Below are 21,473 nucleotides of genomic sequence, written 5' to 3' on the forward strand. Positions count from 1 at the left end.
CCAAGGATAATCTGATGGCCTACAACATCGTCGTGATCGCCGGCAGCCTGCGCAAGGAGAGCTTCTCCCTGAAGATCGCCAATGCGCTCGTCAAGCTCGCGCCGGCCTCGCTCAAGCTCGAGGTCATCACCCTCGCCGGCATCTCGTTTTTCAACCAGGATCTCGAGGGCGCGCCGCCGGCCGACTGGCTCGCCTTCCGCGAAAAGCTCCAGAAGTCCGACGGCGTCATCTTCGTGACGCCGGAATACAACCGCGCCATCCCGGGCGTGCTCAAGAACGCCATCGACGTCGCCTCGCGCCCCTATGGCAAGAGCTCGTTCAACGGCAAGCCGGTCGGCATCATCTCCAACTCGCCGGGCCCGCTCGGTGGTGTCAGCGCCGCCAAGACGCTCCAGAACATCCTGCCGGGCATCGCCGGCCCGATCATGCAGCAGCCCGAGACGTATCTGAACGCGGTCGGCGACGCGTTTGATGCCGAGGGCAACCTGACCAAGGACTCGCTGAAGGGCGTGCTCCAGGCGTATGTCGACGCGTTTGCGACGCACGTTGCCAAGCATCACGGCTGAGGTCGAATAACCAGCCGATGGACTTGTCATTCCGGGACGGCTCGAAGAGCCGAACCCGGAATCTCCGCAGTCGCGGGTGCGCAATTGCGCACCTGACGATGCTACGCACCGCCCCGGAATGACGGCTTGGCTAAATTAGCACTCCCTTAACCAAGCTGGCCCATCCTGCCAAAATGGTCTCCCGCGCCCGCCTCAAATCGATCCTGACCGGTCTCGCCCTTTATGCGATGGCAGCCGCCATCGTCGGCTATTTCGGCGTCAACGCCTATACCGGCAAGTACGGCCTCAACGCCCGCCAGGAGCTCGACCAGGAGATCATCGCGCTGACCAGCGAGCTCGCCCAGCTCAAGCGCGAGCGCACCCGCAGCGAGCAGCGCGTCTCGCTGCTCCGCACCGACAAGATCGACCCCGACATGCTGGATGAACGAGCCCGGTTCCAGCTCGACTACGTCAATCCGCACGATCTGGTTCGGATGATCCCGCAGAACTAGCGCTTTCCGCCACAGGCGAAAGCCGCCCGGACTATTCCGAAGGTCGTAGAGCCGCGACCGGGCCGCCGCCTTGACGTCGGCATGGCCAGGGGAGATTGCTTGTCCGGGCGCCATGGCTGCGAAAGGTTGACGGAGATCAATCGGGTTGCGAGGGGCGCCGCCTAGACTGCTTTTCGGAGGAAACGGTGATGGATGGGTCAATGCCCCGGCATCACGCGGCTCGTGTCGAAGCCGCCATCGCATCAGGCCAGGCGGCTCGGTCCGCGCTCGTGGCCTCGTGGCGCCGTTCCTCCCGATTGCATCATCTCGATCCCGGCGGTTGCAGCGCGCCGCTGCGGCTCAGCGACGTCGAGCTTCGACGGGCGCGCGAGCGCATCGCGCCGCTGCTCGCCGCCGCGCAGGGCGCCATGGACCGGCTCTATCAGGCGGTCGGTGCGGCCGGTTGCTGCGTGCTGCTCGCGGACGGCGAGGGGGTTCCGGTGGACCGCCGTGGCACGCCGGCCGACGATGCGACCTTTCAATCCTGGGGCCTGTGGACCGGTGCGCTCTGGAGCGAGGAGCACGAGGGCACCAACGGCATCGGCACCTGCGTCGTCGAGCAGCGGCCGCTCACGATCGATCGCGACCAGCATTTCTTCACCCGCAACACGCTGCTCAGCTGCACCGCCGTTCCGATCTACGACCACGAGGCGGCCTTTGCCGGCGTGCTCGACGTCTCGTCCTGCCGCGCCGACCGTACCGATGCATTCTCCAACCTGATCGCGCTCGCGGCCGGTGAGGCGGCGAGGCGCATCGAGGCGGACCTGTTTCGCCGCGCCTTCGTCGATGCCCGCATCGTGCTGACGCAGGGGCCGGACGGCCAGTCCGTCGGCCTCGTCGCGGTCGATGCGGACGATCTCGTGATCGGTGCGACGCGGACCGCACGCGCAGCGCTCGGGATTGCGCCGGGCAGGCCGTTGCAGCCGATGCCGGCAGCCGACCTTCTCGGCGGCGAACCCGCGCAAGACCATCTCGCCGGCGGTCAGCGCGCGGTGCTGCAGCGGGCGCTGCTTCGCGCCGGCGGCAATGTGTCGGCCGCCGCCAAGGCCCTCGGCGTCAGCCGCGCCACGCTGCACCGGAAGCTGAAGCGGTTCGAGCTCAAGCACTGACTGTCGCAGAACTGCGACAGGTCCGTCCCGCCATCGCATCCACCCGGGCTGACAGAAAACACCTCCCGCGAGATCGTCGGCGCAAGTCGTGAGCACACGACGATTTGCGCAAACATCAACATCGGGAGTGATCAATGAACAAGGTGGAATTCCTCGGCGTCACCCAGAATCCCTTCGCCGAACGCTTCGACAATTTCATCGGCGGCAGGTTCGTGGCGCCGCTGGCCGGCAAATATTTCGACAACGCCTCGCCGGTGACCGGCAAGATCGTCTGCAAGATCGCGCGCTCCGACGCGCAGGACGTCGAGGCGGCCCTCGACGCCGCCCATGCCGCCAAGGGCGCCTGGGGACGGACCAGCGTCGCGGAGCGCGCTGCGATCCTCAATCGCATCGCCGACCGCATGGAGGAGAATCTCGAGCGCCTCGCGGTCGCCGAGACCTGGGACAATGGCAAGCCGATCCGTGAGACCCGGGCCGCCGACCTGCCGCTCGCCATCGACCACTTCCGCTATTTTGCCGGCGTCGTTCGCGCGCAGGAAGGTTCGATCGGCGAGATCGATCACGACACCATCGCCTATCATTTCCACGAGCCGCTCGGCGTCGTCGGCCAGATCATCCCCTGGAACTTCCCGCTGCTGATGGCGTGCTGGAAGCTCGCGCCGGCGCTCGCTGCGGGCAATTGCGTCGTGCTGAAGCCCGCCGAGCAAACACCGGCCTCGATCATGGTCTGGGCCGAGATCATCGGCGATCTCCTGCCGCCCGGTGTGCTCAACATCGTCAACGGCTTTGGCCTCGAGGCCGGCAAGCCGCTCGCCTCCAGCCCGCGCATTTCCAAGATCGCGTTCACCGGAGAGACCACGACGGGCCGGCTGATCATGCAATATGCCAGCCAGAACCTCATTCCCGTGACGCTGGAGCTCGGCGGCAAGTCGCCGAACATCTTCTTCAAGGACGTCACCGCCGAGGACGACGATTTCTTCGACAAGGCGATCGAAGGGTTCGTCATGTTCGCGCTGAACCAGGGCGAGGTCTGCACCTGTCCGAGCCGGGCGCTGGTGCACGCCGACATCTACGACCGTTTCATGGAGCGGGCGCTGAAGCGCGTCGCGGCGATCAAGCAGGGCGATCCGCGCGCGGCCGATACCATGATCGGCGCGCAGGCCTCTGGCGAGCAACTGGAGAAGATCCTCTCCTACATCGACATCGGCAAGCAGGAGGGCGCCAAGGTGCTGGCCGGCGGCGGACGGGCCGAACTCGGCGGCGATCTGTCGGGCGGCTTCTACGTCCAGCCGACGGTATTCGAAGGCAACAACAAGATGCGGATCTTCCAGGAGGAGATCTTTGGGCCCGTCGTCTCGGTCACGACCTTCAAGACCGATGACGAAGCGCTCGCGATCGCCAACGACACGCTCTATGGCCTCGGGGCGGGCGTCTGGAGCCGCGATGCCAACCGCTGCTACCGCTTCGGCCGGGCGATCCAGGCCGGCCGGGTCTGGACCAACTGCTATCACGCCTATCCCGCCCATGCCGCATTCGGTGGCTACAAGCAATCGGGCGTCGGTCGCGAGACCCACAAGATGATGCTCGATCACTACCAGCAGACCAAGAACCTCCTGGTCAGCTACAGCCCGAAGAAGCTCGGCTTCTTCTGATCGAGCAGGCACGGGCGTCGCCACAGCGGCGTCGCCCGTGCAGATCGGCGATTGCACGCCCCTTCGTCATCCGTCTGTCAGAGAATTGATCGCCGACGCACACAAGCTCGGCCTGTTCGTGCACGTCTTCACGTTCCGGAACGAGAAGAAATATTTGGCGGCCGACTATCAAGCCGATCCCGTCCAGGAATATCTCAAATTTTTCCGGCTCGGCGTCGATGGGGTCTTCACCGACTTCACGCACACTGGCGTTGCCGCCCGCACGGCGTATTTGCGCGAGCTGGGCTGGTAGGCCTGGCCATTCGAATCGGACACGCACCGGGGGCTCAGTACCCGAGTTATGCGTGGCCGATGTCGTTGCCTCGTCTGCGTGCAGAGCTCTCGTTCTTGCGGAGCAAATGTTGCCTGATCGGCGCCAAAGGTTTTGCAAAATTTCGGCCACGTTGCAGTGCGGCATAATGAAAGTCGTGGCATGCCGCTGCAGTGCTTTCACACGCGATTGAGTTAGGTTAGAGAGGACTTAGATTTCTCTGACCCGGAATTCCCATGGCCGCACCCAAGAAAGCCGCCGCAAGCGCTGAGCAGGACAAAACCAACGGCGGTTCGCCTCCGGAGTTCACCAGGCAGCAAGAGCTTAAGGCGCTTCGCGACATGCTCCTGATCCGGCGGTTCGAGGAAAAGGCCGGCCAGCTCTACGGCATGGGTGCGATCGGCGGCTTCTGCCATCTCTATATCGGCCAGGAGGCCGTGGTGGTCGGCATGCAGATGGCCCTGAAACAGGGCGATCAGGTCATCACCGGCTATCGCGATCACGGTCACATGCTTGCCACCGGCATGGAGGCCAACGGCGTCATGGCCGAGCTCACCGGCCGCCGCGGCGGTTATTCCAAGGGCAAGGGCGGCTCCATGCACATGTTCAGCAAGGAGAAGCATTTCTACGGCGGTCACGGCATCGTCGGCGCTCAGGTCTCGCTCGGCACCGGTCTTGCCTTCGCCAACAATTATCGCAGCAACGGCAATGTCAGCGTCACCTATTTCGGCGACGGCGCGGCCAACCAGGGCCAGGTCTATGAGAGCTTCAACATGGCGGAGCTCTGGAAGCTGCCGGTGATCTACGTCATCGAGAACAACCGCTACGCCATGGGCACCGCGGTCTCGCGCGCTTCGGCGCAGCAGGATTTCTCCAAGCGCGGCGCTTCGTTCAATATCCCCGGCAAGCAGGTCGATGGCATGGACGTCCGCGCCGTCAAGGCCGCGGGCGAGGAGGCGGCGGCCTGGTGCCGCGCCGGCAAGGGTCCCTTCATCCTGGAGATGCAGACCTACAGATATCGCGGCCACTCGATGTCCGATCCTGCCAAGTACCGTACGCGCGAGGAGGTCGAGAAGGTCCGTCACGACCAGGATCCGATCGAGCAGGTGCGCAATCGCCTGCTTGCGGCCAAGGTGAGCGAGGCTGACCTCAAGGCGATCGACGCCGAGGTTCGCGACATCGTCAATGCCTCCGCCGACTTTGCCCAGCATGATCCAGAGCCGGATGCCGCCGAGCTCTGGACCGACGTTTACCGCTAAACGCGCGCAAGCTTTCTTTTGGAGTCGATATGCCAATTCAAGTGCTGATGCCCGCGTTGTCGCCCACGATGGAAAAGGGCAACCTCGCCAAGTGGCTTAAAAAAGAGGGTGAGACGATCAAGTCCGGTGACGTGATCGCCGAGATCGAGACCGACAAGGCCACCATGGAGGTCGAGGCGACCGATGAGGGCACGCTCGGCAAGATCCTGATCCCGGAAGGGACCGCCGACGTCGCGGTGAACACGCCGATTGCGACCATTCTCGCCGACGGCGAGAGCGCCGCCGATCTCGCGAAAGCGCCTGCACCGGCCGCGAAGGCTGCGGAGTCCGCGCCGCCCGCCGCTGCGAAGGCCGAGGCGCCTGCGGCCAAGGCGGCACCGGCACCGCAGGCCGTCGCCGAGCCGGATCCGGAGGTGCCTGCAGGCACCGCGATGATCACCCAGACCATCCGCGAAGCGCTCCGCGACGCCATGGCCGAAGAGATGCGCCGCGACCCCGACGTCTTCGTGATGGGCGAAGAGGTGGCCGAATATCAGGGCGCCTACAAGGTGACCCAGGGCCTGCTGCAGGAGTTCGGCGCGAGGCGCGTCATCGACACTCCGATCACCGAGCACGGCTTTGCCGGCGTCGGCGTCGGCGCCGCAATGACCGGCTTGAAGCCGATCGTCGAGTTCATGACCTTCAACTTCGCCATGCAGGCGATCGACCAGATCATCAACTCCGCAGCCAAGACGCTGTACATGTCCGGCGGCCAGATGGGCTGCTCGATCGTGTTCCGCGGCCCCAATGGCGCGGCTGCGCGCGTGGCTGCCCAGCACAGCCAGGATTACTCGGCCTGGTACTCGAACGTTCCGGGCCTCAAGGTGGTCGCGCCGTTCTCCGCCGCCGACTACAAGGGCCTGCTCAAGGCCGCGATCCGCGATCCCAATCCGGTGATCTTCCTCGAGAACGAGGTGCTCTACGGTCATACCGGCGAAGTCCCGAAGCTCGACGACTTCGTGATCCCGATCGGCAAAGCGCGCATCGTCCGCTCCGGTAGCCATGTCAGCATCATCTCCTGGTCGAACGGCATGACCTATGCGCTGAAGGCCGCCGACGAACTCGCCAAGGAGGGCATCGAAGCCGAGGTGATCGACCTGCGTACGCTGCGTCCGATGGACACCGAGACTATCATCAACTCGGTCAAGAAAACCGGCCGCGCGGTCACGGTGGAAGAGGGCTGGGCCCAGAGCGGCGTCGGCGCCGAGATCGCCGCGCGCATCATGGAGAACGCCTTCGACTATCTGGATGCGCCGGTTGCGCGCGTCTCCGGCAAGGACGTGCCGATGCCTTATGCCGCGAACCTGGAGAAGCTGGCGCTGCCCTCGGCGGCGGAAGTCGTCGAGGCCGCCAAAGCCGTCTGCTACAGGTAGGCCATGGCAGGCCCGAAGGAGCAGCCACTGCCGCCCGACGTCATGACCCGCGATGATGCGGTCGAGATCCTGCGCGTGTTCGTGCTGGATGGCGGGCTGTCGATGGCATTCCAGCGCGCCTTCGAGGAGCCCGACATGTGGGGCCTGTTGCTCGTCGATCTCGCCCGCCACGCCGCGCGTGCCTATGCGCGCGAGAGCGAATACACCGAGGAGGACGCGCTGAACCGGATCCTCGACATGTTCCAGGCCGAGATCGAGCGTCCCACCGACACCGGCACCACGACGCCGCGCGGGAAGGGGCACTGACCGTGGCGATCGAAGCTCACCACTACGATTTCATGCTGGAGGCGATCCGCGAGGCCGAGGCCTCGATCGCGCAAGGCGGCCTGCCGATCGGCGCCGTGCTGACTCGCGGCGACGAGATCATCGCCCGCGGCCACAACAACCGCGTGCAGGAGAACAATCCGATCCTGCACGGCGAGATGAGCTGCCTGCGCGAAGCCGGCGCGATCTCGTTCCACGACACCGTCATGTACACCACGCTGTCGCCATGTTCGATGTGTGCCGGCGCGCTCGCTCTGTTCAAGGTCAAGCTGGTGGTGATCGGCGAATCCGTCACCTTTCCGGGATCCAAGGACATTCTCGACAAGTTCGGGATTGCCTGGATCGACCTTGCCGACGACCGCTCCATCACCATGATGAAGAATTGGCGTTCCATCCCTGCCAATGAGCGCCTGTGGCAGGGCGACATCGGCAACTAAACCTGGTCTGTTCGTCCTCACTTTCGGGGGCGACGTTTTGAGAAGTTCTTCGTGAGGTCAGCATGCCCATCAACATCCTGATGCCCGCTCTTTCGCCGACGATGGAGAAGGGCAACCTCGCCAAGTGGCTGAAGAAGGAAGGCGACAAGGTCAAGTCCGGCGATGTCATCGCCGAGATCGAGACCGACAAGGCCACCATGGAGGTCGAAGCCATCGACGAGGGCACGATCGCCAAGATCCTCGTGCCCGAGGGTACGCAGGACGTGCCGGTCAACGATGTGATCGCGGTGCTTGCCGGCGAAGGCGAGGACGTAAAGGCCGCTGGCAGCGCCAAGCCGAGCGCTTCGGCCGCGCCGCCCAAGGCCGCGGAGGCTCCCGCCGCCGCGGCTCCTGCGCCAGCCGCGCCCAAGGCTGCGCCGGCTCCCGCCGCTGCTCCGGCGCCGCAAGCCGCTGCGCCGCCCGCGCAGAGCAACGGCCATGCCGGCCGCGTGTTCTCGTCGCCGCTGGCGCGGCGTCTTGCCAAGGAAGCCGGCATCGATGTCGGCATGGTCACCGGCACCGGCCCGCACGGCCGCGTGGTCGCGCGCGACGTCGAGCAGGCCAAATCCGGCAAGGGCCTCAAGGCGCCCGCCGCGGTGCCGTCCGGCGGCGCGCCCTCGATCGCGCCGACCATGTCGGACAAGCAGATCCTGTCGCTGTTCGAGCCGGGCTCCTACGACATCGTCCCCCATGACGGCATGCGCCGCACCATCGCGCAGCGCCTGACCGCCTCGATCCAGAACGTCCCGCACTTCTACCTGACCATCGACTGCGACATCGGCAAGCTGCTCGCCGCGCGCGAGGAGATCAATGCGGCGGCTCCGAAGGACAAGGAGAAGAAGCCGCTCTACAAGATCTCGGTCAACGACTTCGTCATCAAGGCGATGGCGGTCGCGTTGCAGAAGATCCCGAACTGCAACGTCAGCTGGACGGAAAGCGGCATGGTCAAGCATCACCATTCCGACGTCGGCGTTGCCGTGGCGATGCCCGGCGGCCTGATCACCCCGATCATCCGCAAGGCGGAGACCAAGACGCTCTCGACCATCTCCAACGAGATGAAGGATTTCGCCGCGCGCGCGCGTTCCCGGAAATTGAAGCCCGAGGAATATCAGGGCGGCACCACCGCCGTCTCAAACCTCGGCATGTACGGCATCAGCCACTTCACCGCGGTGATCAACCCGCCGCACGCCACCATCCTCGCGGTCGGCACCAGCGAGGAGCGGCCGGTCGTGCGCGGCGGCAAGATCGAGATCGCGCACATGATGAGCGTCACCCTGTCCTGCGATCACCGCGCCATCGACGGCGCGCTCGGCGCCGAGCTGATCGGCGCGTTCAAGCAGCTGATCGAAAACCCCGTCATGATGATGGTCTGAGATGGCGCATGACGACGCGCTGGCCCTGGATCTCGATGTTGATCTCGCTGGTCGCGACGCTCAGCCCGCTGGGCCGCGACATCGTTGTGTCAGCCTTCCTGGCCGGTGAGGCGCTGTCGCGCAACATCTGGGCGCCGATCGCGCTCACCATCTTCGCCGTCATGACGGCGGCCATTCTCCTCGAATGGCTCGTCAGAACTTACATCATCAGTCGCCGCGCCCGCGGCGTCGCGTCTTGAGTTGAACGGGAGCCGCCATGGCCGACACATCCTTCGACGTCATCATCATCGGCTCCGGTCCCGGCGGCTACGTCACCGCGATCCGCGCCGCCCAGCTCGGCTTCAAGACCGCGATCGTCGAGAAATCCTATCTCGGCGGCATCTGCCTGAACTGGGGCTGCATTCCGACCAAGGCGCTGCTGCGCTCGGCCGAGATCTACCATTACATGCAGCACGCCAAGGACTACGGCCTGTCGGCGGAGAAGGTGTCGTTCGATCCGAAGGCGGTGGTGCAGCGTTCGCGCGGCGTCTCCAAGCGGCTGAACGACGGCGTCGGCTTCCTGATGAAGAAGAGCAAGGTCAGCGTTATCTGGGGCGCCGCCTCGATCGACGCGCCCGGCAAGATCACCGTGAAGAAATCAGACGTCGAGGGCCCGAAGGGTTCGCTGGGCGAGGGGACCTACCAGGCCAAGCACATCATCGTCGCCACCGGTGCGCGGCCGCGCGTGCTGCCGGGCCTCGAGCCCGACAAGAAGCTGATCTGGACCTATTTCGAGGCGATGGTGCCGGAGCGGATGCCGAAGTCGCTGCTGGTGGTCGGCTCCGGTGCGATCGGCATCGAGTTCGCCTCGTTCTTCCACACCATGGGGTCCGACGTCACCGTGGTCGAGGTGCTGCCGCAGATCCTGCCCGTCGAGGACGCCGAGATTGCAGGCCTCGCCCGCAAACGGCTGGAGAAGCTGGGCATCAAGATCATGTCCTCGACCAAGGTGACGAAGCTGGAGAAGAAGGCCGACAGCGTCGTTGCCACCATCGACGACGGCAAGGGCAAGCCTGTTACCACCGAGTTCGAGCGGGTGATCTCGGCTGTGGGTGTCGTCGGCAACATCGAGAATCTCGGCCTCGAGAAGCTCGGCGTGAAGACCGATCGCGGCTGCATCGTGATCGACGGCTACGGCAAGACCAACGTTCCCGGCATCTACGCCATCGGCGACGTCGCCGGTCCCCCGATGCTCGCCCACAAGGCCGAGCATGAGGGCGTGATCTGCATCGAGGCGATCAAGGGCCTGCATCCGCATCCCATGGACAAGCTGATGATCCCGGGCTGCACCTATTGCCATCCGCAGGTCGCCTCCGTCGGCCTGACGGAAGCCAAGGCCAAGGAGAGCGGCCGCGAGATCCGCGTCGGCCGCTTCCCCTTCGTCGGCAACGGCAAGGCGATCGCGCTCGGCGAGGACCAGGGCCTGGTCAAGGTGATCTTCGACAAGAAGACCGGCCAGCTGCTCGGCGCCCACATGGTCGGCGCCGAGGTCACCGAGCTGATCCAGGGCTACGTCGTCGCGATGAACCTGGAGACCACGGAAGAAGAGCTGATGCACACGGTGTTCCCGCATCCGACCCTGTCTGAGATGATGAAGGAAGCCGTGCTGGATGCCTATGGGCGGGTGTTGAATATTTGACCGGTGAGGGCGGCGCCCGCCGCCGTCACGGAGAGCCGTTCTCAAAATAAGAAGGAAATCATCCCATGCACGACAACGACAACCTCACCATCGAGCGTCCGACCTTCGTCACGCATCTCGAATGCGCCATGGAAGGCGATCATTACGCCGCCGACCAGGTCCACAATCTCTCCAAGGCCGGCAAGCCGCTGCTCGTGCGCTACGACCTCGCCGGCGTGAAGAAGGCGCTGACGAAGGACGCTCTGGCGCAGCGCCCTGGCGACCTGTGGCGCTACCGCGAGCTGCTGCCGGTGCGCAAATGCAAGGACATCGTCTCGCTCGGCGAAGTCACGACGCCCCTGATCCGCCTGCCCAAGCTCGGCAAGAAGCTCGGCGGCGGCGAGATCATCGTCAAGGACGAGGGGCGCCTGCCGACCGGCTCGTTCAAGGCACGCGGCCTCGTGATGGCGGTGTCGATGGGCAAGGCGCTCGGCATCAAGCACATGGCGATGCCGACCAACGGCAATGCCGGCGCGGCGCTGGCGGCCTACGCCACGTCCTGCGGCATCAAGACCACGATCTTCTGCCCGGCCGATACGCCCGAGGTGAATGTCAGCGAGATCGAGCTGCAGGGCGCGACGGTCTATCGCGTCAACGGCTATATCGATGATTGCGGCAAGATCGTCGGTGAAGGCAAGGCAAAGGTCGGCTGGTTCGATACCTCCACGCTGAAGGAGCCGTATCGCATCGAAGGCAAGAAGACGATGGGCCTCGAGCTCGCCGAGCAGCTCGGCTGGGACGTGCCCGACGTGATCTTCTATCCGACCGGCGGCGGCACCGGCCTGATCGGCATGTGGAAGGCGTTCGACGAGCTGGAGAAGATCGGCTTCATCGGATCGAAGCGCCCGCGCATGGTCGCTGTGCAGGCCTCCGGCTGCGCCCCGATGGTGCGGGCCTATGACGCCGGCACCGAGCACGCCACGCGCTGGGAAGACGCGCACACCATCGCATCGGGCATTCGCGTGCCGCAGGCGATCGGCGACTTCCTGATCTTGCGCGCCGTGCGCGAGAGCAAGGGGTTTGCGATCGCGGTCGACGACGACAAGATCTCGTCGGCGCTCAACGAGGTCGCGCGCGAGGAGGGGCTGCTGCTGTGCCCGGAGGGTGCCGCGACTTACGCCGCCTACAAGGAGAGCCTTGCGGACGGTCGCGTCTCGAAGGATGACCGCGTGATGCTGTTCAACTGCGCCACCGGCCTGAAATACCCGCTGCCGCCAGTCACCCGCACGCTCGATCGCCACAAGCCGATCGATTTTTCGCAGTTCTAAGCGCGGCAATACGTCTCTTCACGAACGAGCCCTCTTCCCGTACGCGGGAAGAGACAAAAGACAAAAACGACATCGTTGGGGAGCAGACAATGAAAAAGGCCGCCTGGGCCGGGCTGATCGGACTTCTCGCTTTCATCGGCGCCGCGCGCGCCGACGATTATCCCTCTCATCCCATCACCATCATCGTTCCTTTTGCGGCCGGCGGTCCGTCCGATGCAATGGCGCGCGTGCTCGCCGAGCGCATGCGTCAGTCGCTCGGCCAGCCGCTGGTGATCGAGAACGTCACCGGCGCCGGCGGCTCGATCGGGGTGGGGCGCGCCGTGCACTCGCCGCCCGACGGCTACACCATCTCCTTCGGCCATCTCGGCACCCATGTCGCCAACGGCGCGGTCTACAAGCTCAATTACGATCTCGTCACCGACCTCGAGCCGGTGGTGCTCTTGCCGAGCAACCCGATGATCGTGGTCAGCAAGAACGCGGTGCCGGCGAAATCGCTGAAGGAGCTGGTGGAGTGGCTGAAGTCGCGACCGTCGCCGCCGACCGCGGGCACGGCGGGCGCCGGCTCCGGCAGCCACATCGCCGGCGTCTATTTCGAGAGCGTTTCCGGCGTCAAGCTGCAATACGTGCCGTACCGCGGCACGGCGCCCGCGCTGAACGACCTCATCGCCGGCCAGATCGATATCATCGTCGACCAGACCTCCAACTCCATCAATCAGGTCCGCGCCGGCACCATCCGCGCCTATGCCATCACCGACAGCAAGCGCCTGGCCTCCGCGCCCGACATCCCGACCGCGGATGAAGCGGGCCTGAAGGGCTTCAACATGACGCTGTGGTCGGGCCTGTGGGTGCCGAAGGGCACGCCGAAGGACATCGTCACCAAGCTCAACGCGGCCGCCGTGGAAGCGCTCAACGATCCGGCCGTGAAGAAGCAGCTCGAAAGCCAGGGCCTGGAGATGACACCCAAGGACCAGCTCACCCCGGAGGCGCTCGGCATCAGACAGAAGGCCGAGATCGCGAAGTGGTGGCCGATCATCAAGGCGGCGAACATCAAGGTGGATTGAGGCCGGTCCGCTTCTACTCCGCTCCCCTGAACCCCACCGGCGTCGCCCTGGCGGTGGCATCCTGCGTCACGACACGCTGGTCGGTCTTGCCGGCGACCGCGCCGCTGCGCTCGAACCGCGCGCGGTAGACCAGCACGTTCTCCATCACGCGCTGGACGTAGTTGCGCGTTTCCGACAGCGGGATGCGCTCGACCCAGTCGACCGGATCGACCTTGGGATCTCGGGGATCGCCGTGCGCCTGCACCCATTCGCGCACCCGGCCACGACCGGCATTGTAGCCGGCGAAGGTCATGATCTGGTTGCCGCGATATTCCGACAGCAGCGCGCTGAGCTCGGCCGCACCCATCTGCGTGTTGTAGACGGGGTCGGAGACCATTTTGTCCCAGTCATAGGTCACGCCGAAGCGCTTGGCGGTGTCGCGGCCGGCTTCCGGCGTCACCTGCATCAAGCCGACCGCGTTGGCGGACGACTTGTCGCGCTGGTCGAATGAGCTCTCGGTGCGCGCCACCGAATAGATCACGCTGGTCTCGATCGCGGGCGCGACCTGCTTGTGCTCGGGGATGCCGATGGTCGGGAAGGCGTAATGGTCGAGCGCAAGCCCACGCGCCAACGCCGATTTGCCGACCTCCAGCATGACGCGGGCGTCGTTGCGCTGCCTGGCGAGCTCGCCGAGCGCTTCGAGGGCAGCGACGTCGGTGCTCTCCTTGGCGAAATCCTCGGCGTAGTAGAGCACCACGTCGCGTTCCCCGATGCCATACAGCATGTCCGCGGCGCGCACGCGCTCGTCCGCAGGCAGTGTGTCGGCCGCGGCCAGCACGGGCGAGGGCGCGCGCAGCTCCAGCCCCTCGAGGCCGAGCCGTGCGCGGGCGAGCTGGCCGTAATAGGCGGTCGGATAGCGCGCGGCTGCCTTGTAGCTCTGCCGCGCGTCGGCGGTCGCCCCCATGGCCTCGGCCGCACGGCCGCGCCAGTAATGGGCGCGCGCCAGCGCGATCGGATTGGCCGAGCCTTCGTCGATCGCGGCGAAATGCGCCATCGCGGCCCTGGGATCGTCGAGATAGCGCAGCGCGATCCAGCCGCACATGAAATGGTAGTCGACGCGATAGACCTCCATCGCCGGCACCGCGGCCGCGCGCACCACGTCGTAGGCGGTTCTGGACTTGCCCTGGTCGAGCAGCTTGCGCGCGAGCAGGCGGCGCTCGCGCCACCACGCATCGGTGTCCTGGGCCGCCATGGTGTCGGGCGAAGCGGCCAGGATCACTTCGGCGGCATCGTCGATGTGGTCCTTCTGCAGATGCCATTGCGCGCGGCACAGGACATAGCCGAGATCGCGGCGCGCATCGGCCGCGACGTCGTCGAGATAATCCTTGGCCTTGCTGGCCTTGCCGTTGACCGCGGCGCAGGCCTTGACGATGGCGAGCGCATCCTCGCCGAGGCGTTTTGCGGCGCGCCGTGCACCGGCATAGTCCTTGGCACCAAGGCGCTTGTCCATGCGGGCGCGATGATCCTCCGGCCGCAACAGGTCGTGGAACGCTTCGTAGGAATCCTCCTCGCTGCGTTCGGACAGTTCCTCCGAGCGCCATGCTGCGCGCACGAGGCGCGTGGCCCGGTCGCTGTCGCCCTCGGCCAGCAGCACGCGTGCGAGTGCGAAACTGCCCTTGGCGCTGGTCGGCCGGTCCATCGTGAAAGCGTGCACGGTGGCCGCATCGCTCTTCTCCTGCCACAGCCGCGCCTCGGCGCGTTTGCGCAGCAGCGCGGCGCTCGGCCAATCCGGATTGGCGGCGAGGAAGGCGGCGTAGCGCTTGAATGGCGCCGTGCTCTCGGAATGGCGCAGCATGAACCAGTCGGCGACCTTCTGTCCGGCCGGGTCGGCAATGCGGTCGCGCGCCGCGCTCGCGTCGTCGGTCTTGCCCTTGCGTGCGAGGTCGATGGCATCTTTCAGTGCGGCGAGGTCGCCCGTCAGCGCCGGCGGCGCGGGCTTGTCCGCGGGCTCCTCGTCCCGCTTCTTCGACTTGCGCCTGGTCTCGGCATGTTTGCCGTGCTTGCCGCTCGCAGCATGACGCTGCTTGCCGGCCTTCGCGACGTGCGTCTTCTTCGACGCGGATGATTTGTGACCGCTCTTCGCTGCCAGCTCGGTGGGAAGGAGGGCCAGGGCGGCCACGGCAACGACACACGCGAGCGAGCGTAGGCACTGGTTCATTCGATGGTCCCCCTGCGAAACCACTACAAACCAAGGTCCGCGACGACATGCGGCTTGAGAATCAAAGACGACACCAAAACGATGCCATGACATCGTTTCGCATTCCTCACGCTGGTTCAACAATGCGGCAAAATACGGAATGGAACCGGGGAACTTCCGAAACAGCGGAAGCGGCAGGGGGCTTTAACCTTTGTTAACGATTGGGCCTCGCGCGCCGGTTGCGGGGAGCTCTCCACGCCACGAACGGCGCGATTGCGCGTGTTCCCAAGGGAAAATCCGGTGTATTGAGTTCCATAGACCCTTCTTTTCAGCCTTTGCCCCCTCATGCCGCTTTTCAACCAGTCGATCCGGCGCAAGATCGTCGGCATCGCCCTCGGATTGATCGTCCTGATGTTGATCACCTCGATCCTGTCGATGGTGATGTCGAGCCAGGTCGGCGTTCTCCTGGACGAGCTGACCAACCGCTACATCCCGGCCTATGGCGACCTGGCGCGCGCCAATATCCGCTCGCTGGAGCGGTCGGTGGCGCTGCGGCGGATGGTCATGATGAAGATGCAGGACTCCTCGGACGAGGAGGCCTATGCGGCGCGCCTGCACGAATTCGAGGAAGCCGACCGGAAGATCGAGGAAGAGACGTCGGGCGCGCAAAAGCTGATCAACGCGATCATCGAGGATCCCAGGACCCCGTCGGACAATGCCACGCTGGCGCGGATCGACACGCGCATCGATACTGCGGTCACCGAGCTGCGCCGCGACATGAATGCGGATCACGCCAAGCTGCTCAAGCAGGTCGATGCCAAGCAGATGGCGGAGGCACGAGGGACGCTCGAGCATATCGATGCCACGCGCGATCTGTTCAACCAGAGGATCGATGCGATCCGCGCCGACATGCTCAAGCAGGTTTTCGCGAGCACCTCGAGGGTGATCGGCCATCAGCGGCAGGCGATCATCATCTCAGGTCTCGTGACGCTGCTCGCGGCCGTGGTCGGATTTGCCTTCGCGCTGCTGGTCAGCAGCGGCATCACCCGCCCGGTGCGGCTGCTGCTCGCCGGCGCCCGCGAGGTCGAGGCCGGCCGCTTCGACAAGGCCATCACGGTTTCGACCCAGGACGAGATCGGCGAGCTTGCCGCCGCCTTCAACCGCATGATCGAGCAGCTGCGCCACAATGAGCGCATCCGCGAGACCTTCGGCCGCTACATCGATCCCAAGGTCGTGCAGGGCCTGATCGACAAGCCCGAGGTCGCCATCGACGGTCAGCGCCGGGTGATGACCATCATGTTCTGCGACATGAGCGGTTTCACCTCGATGAGCGAGGGCATGACCCCGCGCGGCCTCGTCAAGGTGATGAACCACTATTTCACGGTGATGTCCGGCCCGATCCGCAACAACCGCGGCGTGATCGACAAATATATCGGCGACGCCATCATGTCCTATTGGGGCCCGCCCTTCATCGAGGAGGACGAGCAGGCGCTGCTCGCAGGCCTGTCCGCCATCGACATGGCCGAGCAGGTGCCCGCGCTGCAGAAGCAGCTTCCCGACCTCCTCGGCATCCGAGCCATGCCGGTGCCATGCGACCTGCGCATCGGCATCGCCACCGGCGAGGTCCTGACCGGCAGCATCGGCTCCGAGCTGATGATGAGCTTTACGGTGATGGGCGATGCGGTGAACCTTGCATCGCGCCTGGAGGCTGCGAACAAGGTCTACGGTACCCGCATCCTGATTTCGCAGGCGACAGCGGAGGCGACCGGCGCGCGTCTGGAGTTGCGCGAGATCGATCGTCTGGCGGTGGTCGGCCAGAGCGTGCCGCAGCCGGTGTTCGAGGTGATGGGCCGGGCAGGTGCGCTGGCTGCGCCGCAGGAAAGCCTGCGCACGCGTTATGCCGAAGGCCTTGCCGCCTATCGCGCGTGCCGCTTCGATGACGCACGCACCGCGTTCAACGCAGCGCTCGAAAGCGTTCCCGGTGATGGGCCCTCGCGCACGATGCTCGCTCGCATCGCACAGTTCGAGGCGCGTCCGCCGGCGGCCAATTGGGATGGCGCCTGGCGGATGGACAGCAAATAGCCGCCCGCTCGTGAATAATTGATTCTACCCTATAACGATGTTTGTCGTGACCTAATTTCCGGGCTTAGGTTTGCTGTCCCTAGGGCGTTTGATGGGGATACGCCGATGACAGAACTTGAGGACCGGCTGGAGCGGTTCGAGACGCTCACCGCCGAATGCGAGCTGATTGCGAAGCTCGCCACCGACAGCAGAAAGCGGGAATTCTACCTGAAGCTTGGGGAGCAATACCGCCAACTCGCGCTCGACATGCGCCAGGTGATCGCGACCAGGGCCGCGGCCTGACGCCGGACAGTGCCGCGATGCCCCGCAAGGCACGGTGTTTCCGCATCCGTGTCTTTGCGAGGCGTCGTGCCATCGCAAGCCGTTCTTAACAATTCAGACGCATCCTCGGTGGGAAGCGGGGAGTCGCGCAGTGCCACTCCTGGCGTTGGGAATGCCCGGGGCAAGGTTGCGATGCGACATTGCCCGCGAACGTAGCTCGTCCGACGGTTGACCTCCCATGCGTCTGTTTGCGGTCATCTTGTTTTCGATTCTGACGGCGGCCTGCAACCAGGAGCAGGACGTCACGGGCTCGACCCCGCTTTGCCCGATGCGCACCTACAGCACTTACAATCCTCGCGATATGAATCAGTGCGTTGCAGCCTGCAAGGCGTGCGACCATGGCAACACGGTCACCTGCAGCACCTCCTGCACGCTCAAGGGCGCGCATTGAGGGGCGTCACGGAGCCCGTCATCCCAAGGCCGCCTCTCGTCGCAATTCCGGGAAAATGGTGTCGTCCTGAAGGATGACGTCGGCCGTCCGCTGATAGTGTGCCGCGAGCCGCTTCACCGCCAGATCGGCATCACCGCTCAGCACGGCATCCATGATGGCCGCATGCTCATCACCGACGTGGCGCGAAGGGAAGGCCTTGCTGATCGACAGGCGCCGGTAGCGATAGAGCTGGTCGGCAAGTTGGCTGCAGAATGCGATCAGCGATTGCGAGCCGCATTGGCCGATCAGGGTGCGATGGTAGATGCGGTGCAGCTTTTCCCACTCGGGATTGTCCTCGAACGCGGTGGCGCTCAACGAGCGTGGCACGCGGCTCAGCCGATGTTGTGCCACGACGAGCCGCTCCTCCCATTCAGGCGTGGATGCCGCCATGGACTCGCGCAGCGCCAGGGCCTCGACCCAGCAGCGCGTTTTGGTCAATTCGGCAAGCTCCGCGCGGCTGACGTCCTTGACGTAGAAGCCGCGCTGTTCGCGGACCTCCACCAGTCCGTCGGCGGTCAGGCGGTTGAGCGCCTCGCGCAGCGGCGTTTGGCCGGTCTGATAGGCCTCCGTGAGAAATCGCATCTGCAGCTTGCGCGACGGGGCGAGGCGTCCGGACAACAGGTCCTCGCGCAGCCGGTCATAGACATGGCTCGCCTGCGTCGATGGCGCGGGCAGGGGGGATGCTGCAGTCAAGTCCACCGCTCCAGCCTCCATTGTTCGGTTAGCTCACGGTTCGCCATATATACATCTGCTGATGATTCCCTAAAATCTATAAATTTTTGTTGCCATATCGATTTTGTGTAATAAAAGAGGTTTGTTGGTCGTGAAGGTGCGACCGTGATCAAGAAAGCCGCGCCCGGTCTTCCCGGAGAGTGGCCCGGTGGAGGAGTGCGTCATGGCCCGGTTTCCGGTGACAGCGCTGCGCAGCGTCGATCTTGGCACGCCGGATCTGGATCGCTCCGTGCGGTTCTATTGCGACGTGTGGGGTCTCTCACTCGTCACGCAGGCGGCCGGATTCGTTTATCTGCGCGCGACCGGCAGCGACCATCACGTCGTCGCGCTCTATAAGAGTGAGTTGCCGGAGCTCGGTGCGGTCACCTTTCGCGTGGCGCGCGCGGACGATCTCGATTCCATCGCCGCCAAAGCGGGTGCCGAAGGCGCCCGGCTGATCCGTGGTCCAGCTCCCAACGATGCGCCCGATGGCGGCCTGATGATGGCCGTTCGCGTGCCGGAAGGCGGCATCCTGCGCTTCGTTCACGACGATGTCGGTCACGCGCCAGAGCCGTCGCAAGGCGATCGGCCCGAACGGCTCGCCCACGTCAATCTCAACAGCACGGATGTCGATCGCTCAGCGGCCTTCTACGAACGGGCGCTCGGCTTTCAGCTCTCGGACCGCTCGAAGGCGATGGCGTTCGTCCGCTGCAACAGCGATCACCATGCGGTCGTGATCGCCGACGCCGGGGTCAATGGACTCAATCACGTCGCCTTCCTGATGCCGAGCCTCGAAGTGGTGATGCGCGGTTCCGGGCGCATGATCGACGCGGGCTTTCCGATTGCCTGGGGCGTCGGTCGCCATGGACCCGGCGACAACGTGTTCTCCTACTTCATCGATCCGGTGGGGACCGTGATCGAATACACCGCCGAGGTGCTGCAGGTCGACGACGGCTACGTCGTGCGGGGCCCGGATCATTGGGTCTGGCCACCCGGCCGCACCGATCAGTGGGGCATCGCGCCGCCCAAGGCCGATTGCGTCAAGGCTGCGCAATTGTCCGTTCGCTACGCCGTGCCGTGACCGCGACGTCCCGTCAACACGCAAACGAGGCTGCGAGGTCAGTGTCCGGTTCGACCAGCGCGAACGAGTTCCAGGTCGTCGTGGTGGGCTTCGGCCCGTCAGGCGCCGTCGCGGCCAGTCTGCTCGGCGCGGAGGGCATCCGATCGCTGGCCGTCGACCGCGACCGTGCGGTCTACGACAAGCCGCGCGCGATCGCGCTCGATCACGAGATCCTGCGGCTGTTCGACAATCTCGGTGTTGCCGAACAGCTGCGCCCTTACATTGCGCCGTTCCCGGCTTCGGAACATTTCGGTGCGCGCGGCCAGTTGATCCGCCGCATCGACATGGTGAGCGAGCCGTATCCGCTCGGCTACACCCCCACCATGGTCTTCACCCAGCCGCCGGTCGAGGAGATCTTGCGCGCCCATGCGCGGTCCTATCCGTCGGTGGACGTGGAGCTTGGCACAGAGCTCCGCAGGATCGAGCAGGCGCCTGATGGCGTGACGCTCGAGCTGCGCGGCGACCGGGGCACGCGCAACCTCACGGCGGACTATATCATCGCCTGCGACGGCGCATCGAGTTCGGTCCGCCGCCAGCTCGGGATCGGCTTTGACGATCTGGTCTTCGACGAGCCCTGGCTCGTCGTCGACCTCAGGGTCAACGTTTCTGGTCTTGCGAAGCTGCCGCGCACGGCGGCACAGTTCTGCGATCCGTCACGGCCGACCACCTATATCGTCGGGCCGGGCACGCATCGGCGCTTCGAGATCATGCTGCTGCCGGGCGAGGATCCGCGCGCGATGGAGCAGCCCGAGCAGGTCTGGCGGCTTCTGGCGCGCTGGCTCACGCCCGACGATGCGACGCTGTGGCGGGCGGCGAGCTATCGCTTTCATGCCCTCGTCGCCAGCAAATGGCGCGAGGGGCGCGTCTTCCTCGCCGGCGATGCCGCCCATCAGCAGCCGCCGTTCATCGGTCAGGGCATGTGCCAGGGCGTTCGCGATGTCGCCAATCTGGTCTGGAAACTCGCGCGCGTCCTGCGCGGCGACTCCGGCGATGCGCTGCTCGACACCTATCAGGACGAGCGCAGTGCTCACGTTCGTGAGCTGACGACGCGCATCAAGGCGATCGGCCACGTCATCTGCGAGCGCGATCCGGAAGCTGCCGCTGCACGCGATATCCGCATACTCGCCGAAGGCGGCGGCGAGCCGCGCACCATCACCCGTCAGGAAATAGTGCCGCCGCTCAGCTGTGGCCTGCGTGCCGACGCGCCGCATGCCACCAATGGCACGCTGTTTCCCCAGCCATGGGTGTTGACTGCAGGCGGCCGGCAATTGCTCGACAGCGCATGCGGTGCCGGATGGCGGCTCGTTCTGAGGGGCGACAGCGCGTTGGCCCAATCGCGCGACGTGGCGGTACGCGCGGCGGAGATGGGCTTGCGCCGGATCGCCATCGCGAGGGCGGATCGCGATGCTGGGGCGGGCGTTTTGCGGGAGGAAAGCGGCGTAGTGACGGACTGGTTCGCGCGCCACGGCTGCGCTGCCGCGATCGTGCGCCCCGATCACTACGTCTACGGCGTCGCGGCAGACGAGGCCGACCTCGCGGGGGTGCTCTCGGGTCTCGCGGCACGACTTCAATGAAA

General features: G+C 65.3%; 21 protein-coding genes. 19 read left to right on the forward strand and 2 right to left on the reverse strand.

The features are described 5' to 3' along the window. Positions 1-14: 14 nt before the first annotated feature. The 14 genes from XH90_RS17935 (at position 15) to XH90_RS18000 (ending at position 13,057) form a co-directional block, all read left to right on the forward strand. Positions 15-566: an NADPH-dependent FMN reductase gene (locus tag XH90_RS17935; RefSeq protein WP_194475696.1), complete on the forward strand. Its 552-nt coding sequence runs from the start codon at positions 15-17 to the stop codon at positions 564-566. A 173-nt stretch (positions 567-739) separates the two neighbouring features. After that, a complete protein-coding gene (locus tag XH90_RS17940; RefSeq protein WP_194475697.1) occupies positions 740-1,057 on the forward strand; it encodes a septum formation initiator family protein in 318 nt (105 codons plus the stop codon). A 188-nt stretch (positions 1,058-1,245) separates the two neighbouring features. Continuing rightward, positions 1,246-2,205 carry a GAF domain-containing protein gene (locus XH90_RS17945; protein WP_194475698.1) on the forward strand — a complete coding sequence of 320 codons (960 nt, stop codon included), beginning with the start codon at positions 1,246-1,248 and terminating at the stop codon, positions 2,203-2,205. Positions 2,206-2,339: 134 nt separating this feature from the next. Then, a complete protein-coding gene (adh, locus tag XH90_RS17950; protein WP_194475699.1) occupies positions 2,340-3,857 on the forward strand; it encodes an aldehyde dehydrogenase in 1,518 nt (505 codons plus the stop codon). Positions 3,858-3,894: 37 nt separating this feature from the next. Beyond that, positions 3,895-4,149, forward strand: a complete 255-nt coding sequence (locus XH90_RS17955; RefSeq protein WP_246755519.1) for a glycerophosphodiester phosphodiesterase family protein — start codon at positions 3,895-3,897, stop codon at positions 4,147-4,149. Positions 4,150-4,403: 254 nt separating this feature from the next. Beyond that, entirely contained in the window at positions 4,404-5,426 is a 1,023-nt protein-coding gene (pdhA, locus tag XH90_RS17960) for a pyruvate dehydrogenase (acetyl-transferring) E1 component subunit alpha (RefSeq protein ID WP_194475700.1), read from the forward strand. 29 nt (positions 5,427-5,455) lie between these two features. Beyond that, on the forward strand, positions 5,456-6,838 hold the full coding sequence (locus XH90_RS17965; RefSeq protein ID WP_194475701.1) for a pyruvate dehydrogenase complex E1 component subunit beta: 1,383 nt from the start codon (positions 5,456-5,458) through the stop codon (positions 6,836-6,838). Between the two features lie 3 nt (positions 6,839-6,841). Then, positions 6,842-7,144: a DUF5076 domain-containing protein gene (locus tag XH90_RS17970; protein WP_008547332.1), complete on the forward strand. Its 303-nt coding sequence runs from the start codon at positions 6,842-6,844 to the stop codon at positions 7,142-7,144. A gap of 2 nt (positions 7,145-7,146) precedes the next feature. Continuing rightward, positions 7,147-7,599 carry a nucleoside deaminase gene (locus XH90_RS17975; protein ID WP_194475702.1) on the forward strand — a complete coding sequence of 151 codons (453 nt, stop codon included), beginning with the start codon at positions 7,147-7,149 and terminating at the stop codon, positions 7,597-7,599. Between the two features lie 62 nt (positions 7,600-7,661). After that, on the forward strand, positions 7,662-9,011 hold the full coding sequence (locus XH90_RS17980) for a pyruvate dehydrogenase complex dihydrolipoamide acetyltransferase (protein ID WP_194475703.1): 1,350 nt from the start codon (positions 7,662-7,664) through the stop codon (positions 9,009-9,011). 8 nt (positions 9,012-9,019) lie between these two features. Next, positions 9,020-9,250, forward strand: coding sequence for a hypothetical protein (locus tag XH90_RS17985; protein WP_194475704.1), 231 nt, complete (start codon positions 9,020-9,022; stop codon positions 9,248-9,250). A 17-nt stretch (positions 9,251-9,267) separates the two neighbouring features. After that, complete coding sequence (gene lpdA, locus XH90_RS17990; RefSeq protein WP_194475705.1) at positions 9,268-10,689, forward strand: dihydrolipoyl dehydrogenase; 1,422 nt, start codon at positions 9,268-9,270, stop codon at positions 10,687-10,689. 65 nt (positions 10,690-10,754) lie between these two features. After that, positions 10,755-11,996: a threonine synthase gene (locus XH90_RS17995; protein ID WP_194475706.1), complete on the forward strand. Its 1,242-nt coding sequence runs from the start codon at positions 10,755-10,757 to the stop codon at positions 11,994-11,996. Between the two features lie 89 nt (positions 11,997-12,085). Next, the gene (locus XH90_RS18000) at positions 12,086-13,057 is read left to right on the forward strand and encodes a tripartite tricarboxylate transporter substrate binding protein BugD (protein WP_194475707.1); all 972 of its coding nucleotides are present in this window, start codon (positions 12,086-12,088) and stop codon (positions 13,055-13,057) included. A 13-nt stretch (positions 13,058-13,070) separates the two neighbouring features. On the opposite strand, the gene XH90_RS18005 is transcribed toward XH90_RS18000, so the two are convergent. Beyond that, positions 13,071-15,254 (reverse strand): lytic transglycosylase domain-containing protein, encoded by a 2,184-nt coding sequence (locus XH90_RS18005; protein WP_194475708.1) that lies wholly within the window; start codon positions 15,252-15,254, stop codon positions 13,071-13,073. Between the two features lie 324 nt (positions 15,255-15,578). Between XH90_RS18005 and XH90_RS18010 the strand changes: the two genes are divergently transcribed. The 3 genes from XH90_RS18010 to XH90_RS18020 all read left to right on the forward strand — a co-directional run bounded on the left by XH90_RS18010 (position 15,579) and on the right by XH90_RS18020 (position 18,027). After that, entirely contained in the window at positions 15,579-17,315 is a 1,737-nt protein-coding gene (locus tag XH90_RS18010) for an adenylate/guanylate cyclase domain-containing protein (RefSeq protein ID WP_194475709.1), read from the forward strand. Between the two features lie 105 nt (positions 17,316-17,420). Then, complete coding sequence (locus XH90_RS18015) at positions 17,421-17,597, forward strand: hypothetical protein (protein ID WP_194475710.1); 177 nt, start codon at positions 17,421-17,423, stop codon at positions 17,595-17,597. Between the two features lie 217 nt (positions 17,598-17,814). After that, the gene (locus XH90_RS18020) at positions 17,815-18,027 is read left to right on the forward strand and encodes a hypothetical protein (RefSeq protein ID WP_194475711.1); all 213 of its coding nucleotides are present in this window, start codon (positions 17,815-17,817) and stop codon (positions 18,025-18,027) included. Between the two features lie 18 nt (positions 18,028-18,045). Here the strand turns inward: XH90_RS18020 and XH90_RS18025 are convergent, their stop codons facing one another. Continuing rightward, complete coding sequence (locus tag XH90_RS18025; protein WP_194475713.1) at positions 18,046-18,780, reverse strand: GntR family transcriptional regulator; 735 nt, start codon at positions 18,778-18,780, stop codon at positions 18,046-18,048. 181 nt (positions 18,781-18,961) lie between these two features. Between XH90_RS18025 and XH90_RS18030 the strand changes: the two genes are divergently transcribed. Together XH90_RS18030 and XH90_RS18035 are read left to right on the forward strand one after the other, a co-directional pair. Then, the gene (locus tag XH90_RS18030; RefSeq protein ID WP_194475714.1) at positions 18,962-19,858 is read left to right on the forward strand and encodes a VOC family protein; all 897 of its coding nucleotides are present in this window, start codon (positions 18,962-18,964) and stop codon (positions 19,856-19,858) included. Positions 19,859-19,899: 41 nt separating this feature from the next. Beyond that, complete coding sequence (locus tag XH90_RS18035; RefSeq protein WP_194475716.1) at positions 19,900-21,471, forward strand: bifunctional 3-(3-hydroxy-phenyl)propionate/3-hydroxycinnamic acid hydroxylase; 1,572 nt, start codon at positions 19,900-19,902, stop codon at positions 21,469-21,471. Positions 21,472-21,473 lie beyond the last annotated feature (2 nt).

Origin of the sequence: Bradyrhizobium sp. CCBAU 53338 (genome assembly GCF_015291665.1) — a bacterium.
GTDB lineage: Bacteria > Pseudomonadota > Alphaproteobacteria > Rhizobiales > Xanthobacteraceae > Bradyrhizobium.